Source organism: Hymenobacter segetis, assembly GCF_038448715.1.
Lineage (GTDB): Bacteria > Bacteroidota > Bacteroidia > Cytophagales > Hymenobacteraceae > Hymenobacter > Hymenobacter segetis.
Genome location: NZ_JBCEVZ010000026.1, coordinates 47,015 through 65,220, shown reverse-complemented (window position 1 = coordinate 65,220; position 18,206 = coordinate 47,015). Strand labels below are relative to the sequence as shown.

11 protein-coding genes are annotated in these 18,206 nt (G+C 62.9%); 8 read left to right on the top strand and 3 right to left on the bottom strand.

Features of this window, described 5'->3' with window-relative positions:
• The first annotated feature begins 38 nt into the window (after positions 1-38).
• The 7 genes from AAFH49_RS12205 to AAFH49_RS12175 all read left to right on the top strand — a co-directional run bounded on the left by AAFH49_RS12205 (position 39) and on the right by AAFH49_RS12175 (position 10,789).
• On the top strand, positions 39-3,071 hold the full coding sequence (locus AAFH49_RS12205; protein ID WP_342298451.1) for a CheR family methyltransferase: 3,033 nt from the start codon (positions 39-41) through the stop codon (positions 3,069-3,071).
• 156 nt (positions 3,072-3,227) lie between these two features.
• Positions 3,228-3,662 carry a hypothetical protein gene (locus AAFH49_RS12200; RefSeq protein ID WP_342298449.1) on the top strand — a complete coding sequence of 145 codons (435 nt, stop codon included), beginning with the start codon at positions 3,228-3,230 and terminating at the stop codon, positions 3,660-3,662.
• A 489-nt stretch (positions 3,663-4,151) separates the two neighbouring features.
• Positions 4,152-6,134: a sensor histidine kinase gene (locus AAFH49_RS12195; protein ID WP_342298447.1), complete on the top strand. Its 1,983-nt coding sequence runs from the start codon at positions 4,152-4,154 to the stop codon at positions 6,132-6,134.
• A gap of 132 nt (positions 6,135-6,266) precedes the next feature.
• A complete protein-coding gene (locus AAFH49_RS12190) occupies positions 6,267-7,412 on the top strand; it encodes a cytochrome-c peroxidase (RefSeq protein ID WP_342298446.1) in 1,146 nt (381 codons plus the stop codon).
• 190 nt (positions 7,413-7,602) lie between these two features.
• On the top strand, positions 7,603-10,089 hold the full coding sequence (locus AAFH49_RS12185; RefSeq protein WP_342298444.1) for a TonB-dependent receptor: 2,487 nt from the start codon (positions 7,603-7,605) through the stop codon (positions 10,087-10,089).
• Between the two features lie 110 nt (positions 10,090-10,199).
• Positions 10,200-10,433 carry a heavy metal-binding domain-containing protein gene (locus tag AAFH49_RS12180; RefSeq protein ID WP_342298442.1) on the top strand — a complete coding sequence of 78 codons (234 nt, stop codon included), beginning with the start codon at positions 10,200-10,202 and terminating at the stop codon, positions 10,431-10,433.
• Between the two features lie 140 nt (positions 10,434-10,573).
• The gene (locus AAFH49_RS12175) at positions 10,574-10,789 is read left to right on the top strand and encodes a heavy-metal-associated domain-containing protein (protein WP_342298441.1); all 216 of its coding nucleotides are present in this window, start codon (positions 10,574-10,576) and stop codon (positions 10,787-10,789) included.
• 79 nt (positions 10,790-10,868) lie between these two features.
• Here the strand turns inward: AAFH49_RS12175 and AAFH49_RS12170 are convergent, their stop codons facing one another.
• From AAFH49_RS12170 to AAFH49_RS12160, 3 genes are all read right to left on the bottom strand, one after another.
• Positions 10,869-11,996, bottom strand: coding sequence for a T9SS type A sorting domain-containing protein (locus AAFH49_RS12170; protein ID WP_342298439.1), 1,128 nt, complete (start codon positions 11,994-11,996; stop codon positions 10,869-10,871).
• Positions 11,997-12,209: 213 nt separating this feature from the next.
• Positions 12,210-13,952: a glycosyl hydrolase 53 family protein gene (locus tag AAFH49_RS12165; protein ID WP_342298438.1), complete on the bottom strand. Its 1,743-nt coding sequence runs from the start codon at positions 13,950-13,952 to the stop codon at positions 12,210-12,212.
• A 149-nt stretch (positions 13,953-14,101) separates the two neighbouring features.
• Complete coding sequence (locus tag AAFH49_RS12160; protein ID WP_342298437.1) at positions 14,102-16,693, bottom strand: cellulase family glycosylhydrolase; 2,592 nt, start codon at positions 16,691-16,693, stop codon at positions 14,102-14,104.
• Positions 16,694-16,993: 300 nt separating this feature from the next.
• Between AAFH49_RS12160 and galK the strand changes: the two genes are divergently transcribed.
• Positions 16,994-18,160, top strand: coding sequence for a galactokinase (gene galK / locus AAFH49_RS12155; protein WP_342298435.1), 1,167 nt, complete (start codon positions 16,994-16,996; stop codon positions 18,158-18,160).
• Positions 18,161-18,206: the final 46 nt, after the last annotated feature.

Here is an 18,206-nt window from a genome sequence, read left to right as displayed (position 1 = left end):
CCTCCAAAGGGAGCGCGGCCTTTCACGTCTGTTGTTTTATGAATCCCACCCATTCGGCGTCCGCGCCCGACGAACCCGGCATCCACATCACCCCGGCCGGCGAAATGCCCCGCGACGGCGATGAGCCCATCACCGGCACGCTGGCCCGCGAGGCCCGGCAGCCCGAGCACGTGGCCGACAAGTTTCCGCTGGTGGCGCTGGGCGGCTCGGCGGGGTCGCTGGCGGCGTTTGAGGGGTTCTTTCGGGCCATGCCGGCCGATTGTGGAATGGCTTTTATGGTGGTGACGCACCTCATGCCCGACCAGCCGTCGGAGCTGGCGCAGGTGCTGCAGCACTTCACCAAAATGCCGGTGCAGGAGGCCAGCGACGGCCTGCGGGTGCGCCCCAATAACGTGTACGTGATTCCGCCCGGCCGCGACATGAGCATTCTGCACGGCATGCTGCTGCTGTTTGCGCCCACCCAGCCCACGGGGCACCGGCTGCCCATCGACTTCTTTTTCCAGAGCCTGGCCAAGGACGCGCGCGACCGGGCGGTGTGCATCATCTGCTCGGGGCTGGGCTCGGATGGCACGCTGGGCCTGAAAATGGTGATGGAAAACTTTGGGATGGTGATGGTGCAGGCCCCTGAAACGGCCGAGTTCGACTCGATGCCGCGCTCGGCGATGGCCACCGAGTTTGTGGATTTTGTGCTGCCCGCCGAGCAGCTGCCAGCCAAGCTGCTCGACTACGTGCGCCACCCCGACACCCGCCCCCGCCGCGAGGAGGCCGACGGCAGCACCCGCCCGGCCCACGCCCTGCAAAAGATTTTTCACCTCATCCGGGCCAAAACGGGGCACGACTTCAGCTTCTACAAGCGCAACACAGTGTTCCGGCGCATCGACCGGCGCATGAACTCGCACCAGATTCGGGAGTTTACCCAGTACGTGCGCTACCTCCAGGAAAACCCGGCCGAAGTGGACGCCCTGTTCAAGGAGCTGCTCATCGGCGTGACCAAGTTCTTCCGCGACCGCGACGCGTTTGAGCAGCTTAAGGTGCGGCTGCTGCCACTGCTGCGCGGCAAGCCTGCCGACAGCACCGTGCGGGCGTGGGCCCCGGGCTGCTCCACGGGCGAGGAAGCCTACAGCCTGGCCATCACCCTGCTCGAATGCATGGGCGAAATGACGCCGCCCAGCTACCTCAAGCTCCAGATTTTTGCCACCGACATCAACCCCGACGCCATCGACTTTGCCCGCGCGGGGCTGTACCCCGAGAACGTGACGGCCGACGTGAGCCCCGAGCGGCTGCGGCGCTTTTTCACCAAAGACGAAGACGGCTACCGCATCAAAAAGGAGGTGCGCGACGTGGTGGTGTTTGCCGTGCACGATTTGAACAAGGACGCGCCCTTCACCAAGCTCGACCTGCTGGTGTGCCGCAATCTGCTCATCTACCTCTCGGCCGAGCTCCAGAAAAACCTCGTGCCCATCTTCCACTACGCCCTGAACCCGGGCGGGCTGCTGTTTCTGGGGCCGAGCGAAAATCTCACCGGCTTCCAGGATTTGTTTCTGCCGCTGGACGTGAAATGGAAGATTTCGCGCCGCACCGATACGCCGTCGTCGCTCACGCGGCTGGCCAATTTCCCTTTCGCGCTGGCCCGGCAACACGCCCAGGCCGCGCCTGCTTCTACCGCTGGTCCCATGACATCCCACCCCGCCCGCAAAGAGGGCCCGTTTGCCGCGCTGGTCCAGCGCGTGCTGCTGCGCCAGTACACCCCACCCGCCGTGGTCATCAACCCCAAAGGCGAAATCCTGTACGTGAACGGCCGCACCGGCCGCTACCTGGAGCCCGCCCCCGGCCTGGGCGCCATGAACGTGTTCGACATGGCCCGCGAAGAGCTCAACTACGAGCTGAGCGAGGCCGTGCACCAGGCCGTGGCCACCCGCCAGGACGTGGTGGCCGAGGGCGTGAAGCTGCGCCTCGATGCCGGCGTGCAGCTGCTGCGCGTCACGGTGAAGGTGCTGGAAGAGGGCGAGCCCCTGGCCGGCCTGCTGCTGGTGGTGTTTGAGGAGCAGCCCACGCCCCGCAAGGTGCGCCTGGGCAAGGCCACCCTGGCCCCCGACCACGACGCCCAGGTGCAAACCCTGGAAAAGGAGCTCCACTACACCAAGCACCGCCTCCAAACCACCATCGAGGAGATGGAAAGCAGCGTGGAAGAGCTGAAGAGCACCAACGAGGAGCTGCAGAGCGCCAACGAGGAGCTGCAAAGCACCAACGAGGAGGCCATGACCAACAAGGAGGAAATGCAGAGCCTGAACGAGGAGCTGATGACCCTCAACATGCAGTACCTCACCAAAACCGAGGAGCTGAGCCAGGCCGCCAACGACATGAAGAACCTGCTCGATGCCACGGAAATCGCCACCATCTTCCTGGACAACGACATGGTGATAAAGCGGTTTACGCCGCCCGTGCACCGCATTGTGAGCCTGCTGCCCACCGACGTGGGCCGCCCCATCATGCACTTTGCCAACAACCTGCGCCGCGAAACCCTGGAGCAGGACGTGCGCCAGGTGCTCGACAAGCTGGTGACCGTGGAGGCCAACATCCAGACCACCCAGGGCCAGTGGTATGCGATGCGCATATTGCCCTACCGCACCCTCGACAACTACATCAGCGGGGCCGTCATCACCTTCACCGACATCACCGACCTCAAAACCCTCGAGGCCCAGCTCCAGGAAAGCGCCCGCTTTGCCGAAAGCATCGTGGAAACCCTGCGCGAGCCCTTGCTCGTGCTCGATAACGAGCAGCGCGTACTGGCCATCAGCGAGGCCTTTGCCACGCTGTTCAAACTCGACCGCGAGCAGAGCAAGGGCCGGCTGCTGCGCGAGCTCGACGGCGGGGCCTGGCAGCAGCCCGCCCTGCGCGAGCGCCTCGAAACCACCCTGCGCCACCCGGAGCAGCCCTTTCTGGACTTTCCTTACACGGCCGATTTCCCCGGGGCCGGCCCCCACACGCTGCGGCTGTTTGGGCGGCCCCTCACCAGCGGCGGGGCGCGCACCGGCCGCCTGCTGCTGGGCGTGGAGGTGGTGCCGGCCTAGCCGCCGGACAAATACGGATTTTGAGCAGGGTATAAATACGGATTCACTGGCCTGCAAGCCCCGCCAGGCCGGGCCGCGCGGGGGAGGGCACTGGCCAGGGGTTTGCTTGATATAATGGTTGTTATATATTTAGCCATGCAAGCCTTCCCCGTATCTATGCAAGCCGTATCCGTTATCCCCGCGCCCACCTATTCGCTGGCCTATCACGAAAGCCTCGATGCGGTGCTGCTGCGCTGGTTGGGACCCTATACCCCGGCCGAGGCCCGCAAATCATATCAGGCGGCGCTGGCGCTGGCCCGCCGCCACTGCTGCGCCCGGTGGCTGCTCGATGCCCGCAGCACCGGCCCGCTCAACCTGGAGGTGGCGGCGTGGCTCACCCACGAGTTTTTGCCGATGGCGGCGGCCCGGCTCGCCCCGCACCCGCTGCGGCTGGCCGTCATCTGCTCCCTTGCCCGTTTCCAGCAGCTGCACACCGACCCCACGGTGGCCGCCGCCGTGGGCGCGGCCCTGGCCGAGGAGCGCCCGTACCAGGCGGGCCTGTTTTATGACGAGGGGGCGGCCGTGGCCTGGCTCATGAGCCGGCCGGGGTAGGGGGGCGGCCGATTGCCCACACCCGTCACCCGATTGCCCACACCCGTCATCCGATTGCCCACACCCGTCACCCGACTGCCCACACCCGTCACTCGACTGCCCACACCCGTCACCCGATTGCCCACATCCGTCACCCGATTGCCCACACACGTTATCCGATTGCCAATATACATCATCCGATTGTTCACATCCATCATTCTATTGCCCATATAAATCATTCTATCGCTAACATCAATCAGTTAATTGCTAACATCCGTCACTTGGGTATTAATGCCAAGCATACTAATGCTACCGGTAGGCATTTGATGAACGATGCCGGGCTTTCGGTTGGTGACACCGGACCCCTTGGCTACAATTATGGAGCGCGTGAAATGCCGGGAATGATGCCTCCGGGCCGCCGCCAAGCAGGTTTTTAGTCGGCTTGCCCCGCGCTGCACTTACCCGGTGCCCGCGAGTGCTTACCTTCACTTTATGCCTTTCCCTTCTTCAATGCCCCCGCCCAATACGCCCGCGCTCCCCCCCGACCCGCACGCCTCGCTGCTGGAGCTCCGTGTCCGCGCCGAGCAGCGCCGGCAGTTGCTGACCCAGGCCACCGAGCAGCACACGCCCCAGGAGATGCAGCGCCTGGTGCAGGAGCTGCAAGTGCACCAGATAGAGTTGGAAATGCAGTACGAACAGCTGTTGCTCAGCCAAACCGAAGCCCAGGCCGCCCGTAGCCAGTACATGGACCTCTACGACTACGCCCCGGTGAGCTACTTCACCCTCACCGAAGCCGGGATTATTGAGCAGCTCAACTTTTGCGGGGCCAAGCTGCTGGGCACCGTGCGCCAGCGGCTGGCCGGGCGGCGCTTTGCCCTGTTTGTGGTGCCGGCCCAGCGGCTGGTTTTTGGGCAGTTCCTGGCCCGCGTATTCGGCACCGACAGCACCCAGAGCCTGGAACTGCAATTGCAGCAGGAAGACGGAAGCCTGTTTTTTGGCCAGCTCGAAGGCCTGCGGGTCGATACGCCGACCGGCCCCCAGTGCCGCCTGGCCGTGCTGGATACCACCGCCCGCCAGCAGGCCACGGCGGCCCTGGCCACCAGCGAGGCCCGCTTCCGCAAGCTGTTCAGCGAAAGCTACACGGCCGCGGTGCTGCTGCAAGGCTACCAGGTGGTGGACTGCAACGCCGCCGCCCTGCGCCTGCTGGGCACCACCGACCGGCAGCAGCTGGTGGGCCAGCCGGCCTGGGCCCACGCCCCCGAGCGGCAGCCCGACGGCCGCCGCACCATCGACCTGATTCACGAAGCCATGGCCGAGGCCCTGCACAACGGCTCGAAGCGAAGCGAGGTGCTGGTGCAGCGCCTCACGGGCGAGTCCGTCTGGATTGAGGCCGTACTCACGCCCATCGAGCTGGACGGGGCCACGCCGGTGGTGCACATTCTATGGCGCGACATCACGGCCGCCAAGCTGGCCCGGCAGCAGCTCCAGCAGGGCAAGGAATTCACCGAAAGCCTGCTCGATAACACCGTGGACGGCATTGTGGCCGTCGACCGCGACCTGCGCATCACTGCCTGGAACACCCAAGCCGCCAGCTATTTTGGCCACGAAGCCGCCGCCGTGCTGGGCCGCTCCCTAGCCGAAGCGCTGCCGTATCTCAAACCCGAAGCCCACCAGCTCATGAACCGGGCATTGGCCGGCGAACGCATCGACCTGTTCAGCCGCGCGTTTCAGCAACGCCCCGGCCGCTACGATGCCCACATCGTGCCCCTCTACCACAGCGGCGAGAGCCAGCCCAGCGGCGTGCTCACGGTGGTGCGCGACGTGACCGAGCGCGAGCGCCTGGCCGAGGAGGCCACCCAGCAGCGCCTGCGCCAGCAGCAGGAAGTGCTGGCCGCCATCCTGAACACCCAGGAAACCGAGCGCAAGCGCATTGCCGAGGCCCTGCACAACGGGCTGGGCCAGCTCCTCTACGCCACCAAGCTCAGCCTGGCGGGGCGGGCCGGGGTGCCCTGCCCCCCGTCCGGGTCGCTGAAGCTGCTGGAGGAAGCCATTCGGGCCACGCGCACCATTTCCTTCGAGCTCACGCCCGGCGTGCTGGAGGACTTTGGCCTGCAAACCGCCCTGCAGGAGCTGGTGAAGCGCATTGCGCCGGCCGGCCTGCCCATTCGCCTGCACCTGTCCGGCCTGGCCCACCGCCTCAGCCCACCGGTCGAAATCGGGGTGTACCGCACGGTGCAGGAGCTGCTGAACAACGTGATGAAGCACGCCCACGCCACCGAAGCCGTGGTGCACGTGGCCCACGAAAACGGCCGCCTCGAAGTGAGCGTGGAGGACAACGGCTGCGGCTTCGAGCCGGCCGCGCTGGTGGGGCAGCCGTTGGCGGGCATTGGCCTGGCCGGGGTGCGCAACCGCGTGGCCCTGCTGGGCGGCCGGTTGGCCATCAACTCGCGCCTGGGCCGGGGCACCATCATCAGCTTCGAGCTGGACGTGTGAGGGAGTGAAGAGCTAGGAGCTAGGAGTTGAATCAACAGCTGTACCGTTTCAACTCTCAACTCCTAACGCTTAACTTTATAACCTGCCCGGAACCTATGCGCGGCTGCCGTGCTTCTGCCAGTACCCTCGCCCATGACCCACTCCTTACCCCTGACGGCCCGTATGCGGAAGGCCCCGAAGACAACGGCCCTGTGGCTCAGTGCCGCCCTGCTGGCCCTGGCCGGCTGCAAGCACGACAGCGACACCGTGGACCCGGAAGGCCCGGTGGTGGCCCCCACGGCCTACAACCTGACGGTGCCCGATAAATTCCCGCCCCTGCCCGCCCAGCCCGCCGACAACCCGCTGACGGTGGAAGGCGTGGCGCTGGGCCGGCAGCTGTTTTACGAAAAAGCCCTGTCGGTGAACAGCACGATATCCTGCGCCAGCTGCCACCGCCAGGAGCTGGCCTTCACCGATGGACTGGCCCATGCCCAAGGCGTGAACGGCAGCACCACGCCGCGCAGCGCCATGTCGCTGGCCAACCTGGCCTGGGAGCCCAAGCTCACCTGGGACGGAGCCGCCAGTAGCCTCGAAGCCCAGGCCCGCATTCCCATCGAAAACCCGGCGGAGATGCACCAGACGCTGGCTGCCGGCGTGGTCCGGCTGCAAGCCACCACTACGTATCCTCCACTGTTCCGCAAGGCTTTTGGCAGCAGCACTATTACTGAGAATAACACCCTCAAGGCGCTGGCCCAGTTCGAGCGCACCCTGGTTTCCAGTAACTCGCGCTACGACCAGTACCTGAAAGGCAACCGCGCGGCCCTCACCAGCTACGAGCAGCAGGGCCTGGTCTTATTCGTGACGCACCCCGACGGGCCGGCCGGCATCCGGGGCGGCAACTGCCAGGACTGCCACAGCGGCAACCTGCAAACAGACAACGCCTTTCGCAACAACGGCCTCGATGCCACGCTCACGGACCTGGGCCTGGGCCTGCAAACCGGCAAGCCCACCGACAACGGCAAGTTCCGGGTGCCCTCGCTGCGCAACATCGAACTCACGGCCCCCTACATGCACGACGGCCGCTTTCCCAACCTCGACAGCGTGCTGAGCCACTACAACGAGCACATTGCCACGGCTAGCCCCAACCTCGACCCGCTCATCCTCAACGGCAGCAACAACGCGCTCGGGGCCGGCCACCCGCTGGGCCTGACCAAAGACGAGAAGGCCAAAATAGTGGCCTTCCTGCGCACCCTCACCGATACCACCTTCACCCACGACCGACGCTTTGCCAAGCCGTAGGCCGGGCCGGGCTTTAAAATAATGAGCCGGCGCGGCTGCGGGATTCGTGGCTGCGCCGGCTTTTTTTGTGCTGATAGATACAGACACGATACAGAATTACCACAGGTTCGTGCTGCAATTTTGGGACTGCAAGCAGCTAGTAGGGGCGAATGGTGTCGTTTGCCGCAGTTGATGGATGATTTTTAGGGATATGAACGTTCTACTCACCGCCCTCGTGCGGTTTTTTAGTGCCCGGCCCATTGGGTTGGTCCAGAAACAATTGGTGGGCGGGATGCTGTTAGTGGCCGGGCTGGCTGGCCCGCTGGCGGCGCAGGCGCAGACCGGCAGCGTGAGCGGCAAGCTGCTCGACGCGGCCAATAACGAGCCGCTGCCCTTTGCCGGCGTGGTGCTGCTACGCGCCACGGATTCCAGTTTCGTGGCCGGCGCGCAGACGCTGGAAACCGGCGCGTTTGCCATCGAGAAAGTGCCGTTTGGCAATTACGTGCTGCGGGCCTCGGTGGTGGGCTACCGCACCGGGCAGCGGGCCGTGGCCGTTACGGCTGCCGCGCCGGCGCTGGAAATGGGCCCGCTGCGGCTGCGTGTGGCCGCCACCAAGCTGGCCGAAGTGGTAGTGAAGGGCCAACGTGCCATCGTGACCGACAACCTCGACAAAAAAGTCATCGACGTAACCAAGGACCTGACCGCCACCGGCGGCACCGCCGTGGATGTGCTCCAGAATGTGCCCTCCGTGACCGTGGACCAAAGCGGCGCGGTGAGCCTGCGCGGCTCGACCAACGTGCGGATTCTGGTGGACGGCAAGCCCACCGGCGTCACGCTGGACCAGCTGCCGGCCAGCTCCATCCAGAACATTGAAGTGGTGACCAACCCGTCGTCGCGCTACGACGCGGAAGGCTCCGCTGGCATCATCAACATCGTGCTGAAAAAGGAGCGCCAGGACGGCTGGAACGGCCAGGCCAATGCCACCGCTGGCACCGGCGAGAAGTACAACACCTCGCTGAGCCTGAACTACCACAAGGGCAAGTTCAACGTGTTCGGCTCCTACGATTTCCGCGACGACCGGCGCACGGGCTACGGCTCGGTGCGCCAGCGCACCACCCGCCTCGATACCACCGTGGTGCTGAACCAGGACCGCACCGGCGTGTTCCAGGGTACGTCGCACGCCGTGCGCCTGGGCCTGGACTACGCCCTCACGCCCGACCAGACGCTGACCCTGACCGTGCAGCCGCGCTACAACAGCCAGGATAACCAGGAAAATATCATCTCAACCCAGACCAACCTGATAACCGGTGCCACGCCGCCGCTGGGCAACAGCACCCGCTACGTCACCAACGCCGGCACCGCCAGGCAAGCCGATTTCAGCATCGATTACCGCCGCCTCTGGCCCGCCCAGAAGGGCCGCGAGCTGACTGCCAACGCCATCTACACGCCCGTGCAAAACAGCATCGGGGTGAATTCGAACGTGAATTACCGCGACCAGACCGCCGGCATCCAGCACCAGCAATTTGATACCCAGAACGACCTGGCCTCGGCCCAAATCGACTACGTGATGCCGGTGGGGGAGAAGGGCCGCTACGAGCTGGGAGCCAAAAGCATTTCGCGCCGCTCCGACAATGATTATAAGTACACCAGCCTGCCCGCGCTGGCCTTCGACCCCTCGAACCGCTTCATCTACCACGAGTTTATTCAGGCCGCCTACGGCACGTATGCCAACGCGGCCGGCGCGTTCAGCTACCAGCTGGGCCTGCGCCTGGAGCAGACCAATACCCGGGGCGACCAGTCGACGGACGTGCCCAACGCCCACTTCACGCGCAGCTACCTCAGCCTGTTTCCCAGCGCGGTGCTGGCCTACGATGTGAGCAAGGAGAACCGGGTGCAGCTCAGCTACTCGCGCCGCGTGCAGCGGCCGGGGGCCGATGAGCTCAACCCCTTCACCGACCGCTCGGACCCGCTGAACCTGCGCACCGGCAACCCGCTGCTGTTCCCCGAGTTCGTGCACTCGCTGGAACTGGGCAACCAACGGTACTTCGGGGCCAGCAGCTCGGTGAGCGCCACGGCGTTTTATCGGCTCGAAGAAAACACGATTACCAACATCCGCGACCCGTTTTTCCGTGACCCCGTCACCAACGCCCTCGTCACGAACACCACGCGCCTCAACGTGGGCCAGGAAACCAACTACGGCTTGGAGCTAGTGGCCTCGGCCCCGGTCACCAGCATCTGGAAAGTGAGTGCCAATGCCTCGGCGTTCCGGCGCATCATCAAGGGCTCGGTGCCGACGAATCTGGATTTCAACAACAGCAACATTGTGTACACGGGTCGGCTCAATACCACGGTGTCGGCCACCAAAAAGCTCGATTTGCAGCTGTCGGCCAACTACCGCTCGCCGGTGGTATCAGCTCAGGGCCAGCGCCTCACTCAGTTCAACGCCGACTTTGCCGCCAAGCAAAGCGTGCTCAAGGACAAGGGCAGCATCTCGTTGCGGGTGTCCGATATCTTCAACACCCTGCAATTCAATTTTAACGCCTACGGCCCCGGTTTCGAGTCGCTGGCCCGCAACAAGCGCGAGTCGCGCATCGTGTACCTGGGCTTCACTTACCGCTTCGGCAACGCCGGCGAAAGCTCCCGCAGCAAGCGCAAAGACGACCAGCCCGACGACACCCGCGGCGGCGGCTTCGATTAAGCTGCCGCCGGTGCGAGTAGGCCAGCCGGAACCTTCATCGTTAAATTTGCCGTTCGGCTGCCGCCACTGGCGCGGACGTTGTTTCATTGCTTCTTCTTTCCGTTTCCTTTATGTTCTCAAAAATTCCCGCCTTCCTGCCGGCTGCCCTGTGCGCCGCCACCCTGCTGCTGAGCAGCTGCGAAGGCCAGAAGCCCGCTGCTGCCACCGCCGCGCCGGCTGCCAAGCCCGCCGCCACGCCTGTAGCCGAGGCAAGCTACGAGTGCCCAATGGGCTGCGCCGGCAGCCAAAGCAGCAAGCCCGGTAAGTGCCCCACCTGCGAAATGGATTTGGTTAAAAAATCGTAGTCAAAAGCTACGAGCACCAGAATTCTACAGCTTTGCGCAGGAATTCTATGCCAGCCGGCGGCGCGGGCAATGGTAACTTTATGATGTCGCCCGCCGCATCAGGCATCGGGCGCTTTCCATCTATTTCACTGGTCAATTCCATGTCAACGCTTCGTTTCAAAACCACCATCAACTGCGGCGGCTGCATCAAGGCCGTCACGCCCGCGCTCAACCAGGAAGTGGGGGCCAACAACTGGCAGGTCGACACCGCCAACGCCGACAAAATCCTCACCGTGAGCTCGCCCACGGCCACCGCCGCCCAGGTAGTGAAAGCCGTGCAGGACGCCGGATTCGAAATTCAGCCGCTGGCCGCATAATTCATTAAGCCAAAAGCCAATAAAAAAGGCGACTCCAATGCGGAGTCGCCTTTTTTTGGTCATTTCGGCGCTGCTTTCGCTATTGCACTACCACCTTACGGCTGGTGAGCTGGTCGCCGATTTGAAGCTTGACGAGGTAGGCTCCGGCGGGCAGGCTGCCCAGGGCAAACTGCTGATTGCCGGCCTGTTCGGTGTTGGCCAGCGAGCGCACGCGCTGGCCCAGGGCGTTGTACACGGCCAGCGACACGGGCTGCCGGCCTGCCGGCACGGTGTAGGCAATGGTGGACGTGGTCGATGCCGGGTTGGGATACACCTGAAAGTCAAAGCCAGTGGCCACGGCGCTGCGGCTGGCCAGCACGCCCGTGCCCAAAGCATCCGTAAGAAACTGATTGCCCGGAATGGCTGAAAAATCCGGGTTGCTGCCCAGGACGGTGGTGCGGCCGGTAATCTGGGGAATCACATCGGAAAAGAAAACGCCGTCGCCGTCGGTGTAGGCCGCTACCAGCTCAATGTTAGTGCCCGTCGTAATGGGCACCGTCGCAGTGCCCAGGCATGATAATGGAATCTCCAGCTCAAACCCGGAATTGGTGGTGTTGGCGGTGAGGGAGGCGGTACTGTTGTAGGCATATTTGCTGCCTGACAAATCCAGTGTACCGGGGGCCACCGCCTGCCCGCCGGCCTTGGTGCCGGCCGCAATGAACGTATCGGTGCCAGGCGTCACGGCTGTGCCGGTCACGTAGGATACCCGGCTGAAATAAACATCATTAGCCGTGGCCGAGGCGGGGCCTACCGACACCCGAAAGCCATAGTCCGTTGGGTTGTCCATGGTGGGGTGGTGCTTGAGCGGCGACTGCGGGTCGCTGCCCCCGGGCAGGGCCGTGCCGGCCGGTGCGCCCGGCCGGGCGGGTGTGTTCAGGTACACGATGAGGGAACGGTACCCGCCCGATGCCGTGGTACTGTTAACCGCCTCGACCGAACCCACCAGCATGATATTCAGCGTGGTAGCAGTGTAGCCCACATAGAGCGCCTGGAGGCCCCGGTCGGCTTCGAGGTGGGTGCCGGTATAGGTGGCGGCCAACTGGTATTTGCCCATGCCGGCACCAATTTCAGCAGCTGTCGCCCTGCCGTCTACAGTAAACTGGGCGCTGGCAGTGAGCGAGGCGATGGTAAGGATACCAGTCGCGGCGAGCATAAAAAACTGTTTCATAAGGCGGGAGGTAAAAGGTTAAACTGTCTAATAAATATATATAAAAATTAAATCATAATAATGAATTTTTAATTAAGATATACATAATTATCATTGCATATCACAAAAAATGCATTGTTGTGAACATCAAAAAAGGGCGGCTCCACACTGGAGCCGCCCTTCTGAGCATGGGTTTAAGGATGAATGATGGGAAACAGTGAGAGAGGTAGGCGGCTATAGCTGCACGTATTGTCGCATCACAGTCTGGTCGCCGTGCCTGATTTTTAGCAGGTAAGTGCCGGGCGCAATGCCGGTTGCCTCGGTCGAAAGCTGATGAGTGCCCCGCGTCAGGCGCTGGGCTGGAGCCAGGGTGCGCACCAGCTGCCCCGTGAGGGTGTAGAGCGTGAGCTGCACGGTTTCGTCGCGGTCCAGCACCAGGTCTACGGTGCGGGCCCCCGTGGCGGGGTTCGGGTACACTTGGGCCGTGAAGCCTGTGCTGAAAGTGGCAGATGCAGAAGAAGTTACGGATGAAGACACGAATTCTACGTCATCAATGCTAGCGGTTTCGCCGGCGTGGGCATTCGAGCGCAGGCCGATTTCGCACTGCCCGTTGCTCACCACAATGCCGCTCACCTGCACCCGCGTCCAGGTGCCGACGGTGGGCAGGGTGGTGGCCAGCTCGGTACCGCCGAAGCCGTTGGCGTAGAGCTGGCACTGGATTTGGCCGCCGCTGCTTTGGGCCCAGGCGCGCAGGGTGTAAGTGCCGTTGGGCACGTTGGCGAGCAGCTGGTAGGTGCGTACCTGGTAGGCCGTGGCCTTCTGGTGGCCCAGCTGGTAGGAGCTGGCGTAGCCAGGGTTCTGCGTCAGGTCAGCGTCGGCATCAGTGGTGGAGGCGGTGTTCCAGCCCAGCGGCGTTTGCGTGGCGGCGGTGTACTCGAAGCCGGGGTTGTAGACCAGGCCGGGGCTGGGCGGGTTGTTGAGGAAGGCGTTGATGGCCACCGTGGGCCGGCCGGTGCTGTCCCAGATGCCCAGGCCGTAGCCCATCCAGTTATACGCCTGCGGCTCCCAGTAGAGCACGCCCAGGCCCTTGTTGTTGGGCACGGCGCGGGTTTTGGCCATCAGGTCGAGCAGCATTTGCTGGGCGGGAATGGGCACGTTGGCGGCGATGCCGGTTTCCACCACCATCACCTCCTTGCCGGGGTAGCGGCTCACCATATCGTTCATGTTGGTGAGGCACTGGGCCGTGAGCGTGGGCCAGTTGGCGGCTGTGGGGTAGAGCGACATGCCGATGACATCGTACCGGGTATTGTTATTCCGCAGGCCATCAAATAGATAGCGAAACAGGCTGTTGTTGAAGCCGTTGGAGATATGGACGATGACCTTGCTGGTCGGGTTCACGGCTTTCACGGCCGCGTAGCCCCGGTCGACGAGGCTGGCGAAGTTGGCCATGTTAGCCGAGGCGCGGCCTTCAGGCCAGAGCATGCCGTCGTCGGTTTCATTGCCCACCTGTACCCATTCGGGCACGATGTTGTTGTCTTTCAGGGAGTCGAGAACGTCGTAGGTGTGGTTGTATACATCGGTTTGCAGTTGGGCCAGGGTGTGGCCCGCCCAGGCGGCGGGCTTGGTCTGCTGGCCGGGGTCGGCCCAGGAGTCGCTGTAGTGGAAGTCAATCAGCAGCCGGAAACCCAGGTTGTGCGCCCGGATGGCCTTGGCGATGACGTCGTTTTTACCGTTCCAGCCGCCGGCCGGGTTCACCCACACCCGCAGCCGGATGGTATTCATGTCGTGGTCGTGCAGCAGTTGAAACAGGTCCTGCTGGGCACCGGCCTCGTTGTAGAAACGGTAGTTGGACGCCTCCATCTGAGTTACCCAGCTCACATCGGCCCCTTTGGCAAAGGGCGTGGTTTGGGCCGTAGCGTAGCGCGGCAGCCCGAGGAACAACCCCATTATCAACAGTGATTGTAGACGTCTCATCATGTGGCTGGGGGAAGATATCAGTTGCATGGGCTAACTGATTTTACGGAGTTTTATAGGAAAAATATTTACTCAAAGTATTCTGTATCAAAAAGTGTATTGAAGTTCACACTGCGAACACTGCGGGAAAGCGAAATTGGGTATAAAGCCCGCTATTGCAGCGAAATCGACTCCACATCCACACTGAGCGGACTGCCTGTGACAGTGGCCGCCTCCCAAGTCAGGTGCAGCATTTCGGCTTCCGAAATTTTCAGGCTACCCGCGCCGGGAGCCTGGTAGTGCAGGGGCAGGAAGCCGGGGTAGGGCCGGGGCATCAGCAGCAGCGCCGCCGGCCGGAAGGCACTGAGCGGCAGACGGATTTCCCGCACTTCCGCGCCCAGCGCCAGCGGCGCGGCGTAGGCCACGGCATCTTTCGTGGTCAGAGTGAGGCTGATTTTGGCATCGGGCTGGCTGCTACGCGCCCGCACCACCACTTCCTTAAAGCCGGCCAAATCGGTGGCGTGCCCGGCCAGCTTATCGCCGAAAAATGCTCGCAGGCTGGCCGCCGGGCCGGTGGCTTGGGCGGGTTGGTTGGGCCGGGGCGGGCCTTGCACGAGGCGAAGGGCCAGGGTGCCGTCGGGCAGGGTGACATAGTCGGTCCAGGTCATTGGGGCTAGGCCGTGGGCTTCGATGCGCTCCTGGTCGCGGCTGGCCTGGAAGAGGGGTAGCGGCGCGCCGGCCGCCACAATGGGCACTTCGTAATGCTCGGCGTGGGCAAAGTCCCAGTCGCGCGGCTGGCCGCTGAAGCCGCCGGGGAAGGTGAGGGTTTGCCCGCCCTTTTTCACCACCAGCCAGTAGCGGAGCTGGCCGGGATAGAGCAACTCGGCCGGCACGGTAGCTTCCAGTGCCGCGTAGCTGCGGGTGGTCATGGGCAGGGTGCGCGTCTGGCCGTAGTAGTGCTGGGCCACGAGAAACACGCTGTCCGTGGGCGCGAGGCCGCTGATGGTGGCACTGATGCGGAGGGGCTGGCCGGCGGCAGCCTGGGCCGGCGCGGTGTGCCGTACCTGCGGGCCTAAGTCGGTAGGTTTTGGGGCCACGAACTCACCCAATTTGATGTATTTGAAAGCCGTTTGGGCCGTGAAAGCGGCCGTGGATTTGCCGGACGCGGCCAGCAGGTACACGCCGGGGCGCACGGTAGCGCGGCCATCGGCGGCCTGGGTTTGGGTAGTGTTGCCTTCATTCAGGCCTTTGATAGAAAAGCTGCGGCCGAGCTCACTCAGCGACACTTGTAGCGGCTGGTCGTTCCACGAAATCTGCGTCACCGGCTTGCTCAGCGAGGCTTTCTCGAATGGGTCGCGGATGGCTACGGCATCGGGCAATACTTCTAAGCGCCACACGCCGGGGGCCAGCTTATCCAGAAAATATGCGCCGGTGCCGCCGTAGCTCACGGCCGGCGAGGAACCCACGCCCGCCAGGTGCTGCAACTTGGCCGGCTGCCGGGGCGCGGTGTTGGTGTTGGCAGTGTAATAGAATTCCTCGGGCGAGTTCAGTTCGCTCAGTCCCAGCCGGTAGCTGATGTGGAAATTGCCAAACACCGAGTCCTGCGGGTATCGCCCAAACGACTGCCCGCGCCCCACGCTCCGAAACGCCTTGCCCGCGATGAGCAGGCTTATTGCTTTGGCCGGCGTGTAAGCTAGATTCAAATAATGGGTCTGATACTCGGTGTTGGCGTAAGCAATGGCCAACGGGTCATAGGCAAACTGGGTGGCCCACTGAAAACCAGCCTCGCGGAAGCTACGGGCCATAAACGGGTACATCACCGGCTGAATAATATCGGCCGACTCGAACTCGTACACCATCTTCGCCTTGCTCAAAAAGCGTGCATCTGTGCGGTACGGAATGGGATACTGGTCCACGTAGGGCAGGAAATTGCCGCGCAGCGTGTGGTTGCTCACCAGGCCCTGTGGGTACCACTGATAGGTCAGACCATCGACTTTGGCGTTGAGGATGGCCTGGTACACGTCGGGGTTTTCCGATACGTTGTAGAACACCGGTTTGCGGCAGCCTGTGGCCCGGATGGCGGCGGCCATGCGGTCAGCGAAGCTGGTCACCTGCGCCTCGGGCTGGTGGTAGCGCGGCTCGTTGCACACCTCAAAGGCCAGAATATCCGGGTCTTCGCGGTTGAGGTTTTTGGTGTAGGGGTTGCGGTGGTTGAGAAACTGCGTCAGGTACCGCTCCTGGGCCGCGATGGCGCGCGGGTTGGTGTAGGCCTCGCTTTTGGAATAGATGCTGGAAAAGCCGGTACCGCTGTCTTTCTCGGGGTAGCCGTTGTTCCAATAGGCAATGGGCGTGAGGATGAGCTTGATGCCGCGCTGCTTTAGCTCATTCACCAGAAAATCGAACAAGCGCAGGTGCTCATTTTCAAGCAGATTGCCGGTAGTGTCCGTGACTTCCACGTCCCAGACGTGCACCCGAAACGCATCCACGCCCAGCCGCGAGAGGTGGTACACGTCCTGCCGGATGGCCTGCTCCAGGTTCACGCCCAGCTTCTGGTGCGCCCGGTAGGAGTAGGCGAACGGTGCAGTGTAGTTCACGCCAAACAGGGCCACTTCCTGCTGGGTTTTCTGCCAGCGCAATACGCCTTTTTTATCCACAAAAACGTCGCCCGAAGGCTCTCTGGCGGCCTTTTGAGCGCAAGCAGTTGAAGTAATGAAAGTCGAAAAAAAGAAGCTGAGCAACAGCAGAAATGAATAGCGTAAGGGCATACTTATAGAACCGGAAAAGCGAAATGGATAGGGATGAAACGGCGGCTGTCGAAATCAGGTCATCGTTTATCTAAATTCCGATTGTGAGCTGCTGCATACCGCCACGGTTTGTTGTCACAGCCAGCGTAATTAGCGAAATCTGAATGTTAATTTTAAGACAAACGATTGCGCAAATGTAACTCTTCTGCCGTACTTTTCGGCCCGCAAATGCGATGGATTGGCCACCCGGCCCAAAGTTGCGTAGTGTCGTAGCGCCGTTTGCGTTTGGTTTCCGCCCGGTTATTTCCTCCCTGATTTTCTATGCCCACTCCGCTCATCCAGGCCGTTCAGGCTGATTTTCAACAACGCTTTGGCTATGCGCCGCTGCTGGTGCGCGCGCCCGGCCGTGTCAACCTCATCGGCGAGCACACCGACTACAACGCCGGTTTCGTGCTGCCGGCCGCCGTGGATAAGGAAATGAGCTTCGCCGTGGGCCTGAACGGCACCGAGAAAATCCGCCTCGTAGCCCATGATTTGGGCGAGGATTTTGAGCTGGCCAATGCGGCCGAAATAAGCCCCAGCGCCACGCATTGGGCCAATTATTTGCTGGGCGTGGCAGCCCAGTTCCAGCTGCGCGGCCACGCCGTGCCGGGCTTCGACTGCGTGTTTGCCGGCACAGTGCCCATGGGCGCGGGCATGTCGTCGTCGGCCGCCGTGGAATGTGGTTTGGCCTTCGCGCTCAATCATTTCCTCGGCACCAACCTCGATAAAATGGAGCTGGCCCGCATCGCGCAGCTGGCCGAGCACACCTACGCCGGCGTGCAGTGCGGCATCATGGACCAGTTTGCCAGCCTGTTTGGGCGCGATGGCCATGTGGTGCGCCTCGACTGCCGCTCACTTGATTACGAGTATTTCCCCTTCGATACCACGGCCTGCCGCATCGTGCTCTGCAACTCGGGCGTGAAGCATAGCCTGGCCAGCTCGGCCTACAACACCCGCCGCCAGGAATGCGAGCGTGGCGTGTCGGTGCTCCAGCAGCATTACCCCCACATCGCGGCCTTGCGCGATGCCACGCTGGCCCAGCTCGAAGCCCACCGCGACGAGCTCGGCCCCACGGTGTTCCGTCGCTGCGCCTACGTGGTGCAGGAAAATACCCGCGTAGTAGAGGCCTGCCGCCACCTCGAAGCCGGCGACCTGGCTGCCTTCGGCAAAGAGATGTACGCCAGCCACGCCGGCCTGCGCGACGACTACGAAGTAAGCTGCGTGGAGCTCGACGTACTGGTGGAAGCGGCCCAGAAAGTGCCCGGCGTGTTCGGCTCGCGCATGATGGGCGGCGGTTTCGGCGGCTGCACCATCAACTTGGTGGCTCCTGATAAGGTGGAGCAGTTCATTGCCAGCGTGAACGCGGCTTATCAGGAGAAGTTCGATATGAAGCTGGAAACCTACCAGACCACGATTGTGGGCGGGGTAGGGGCGGTGGCTGTTTGAACGATGTAGAGACGCAATATTTTGCGTCTCGTCGTTGAACGACCCG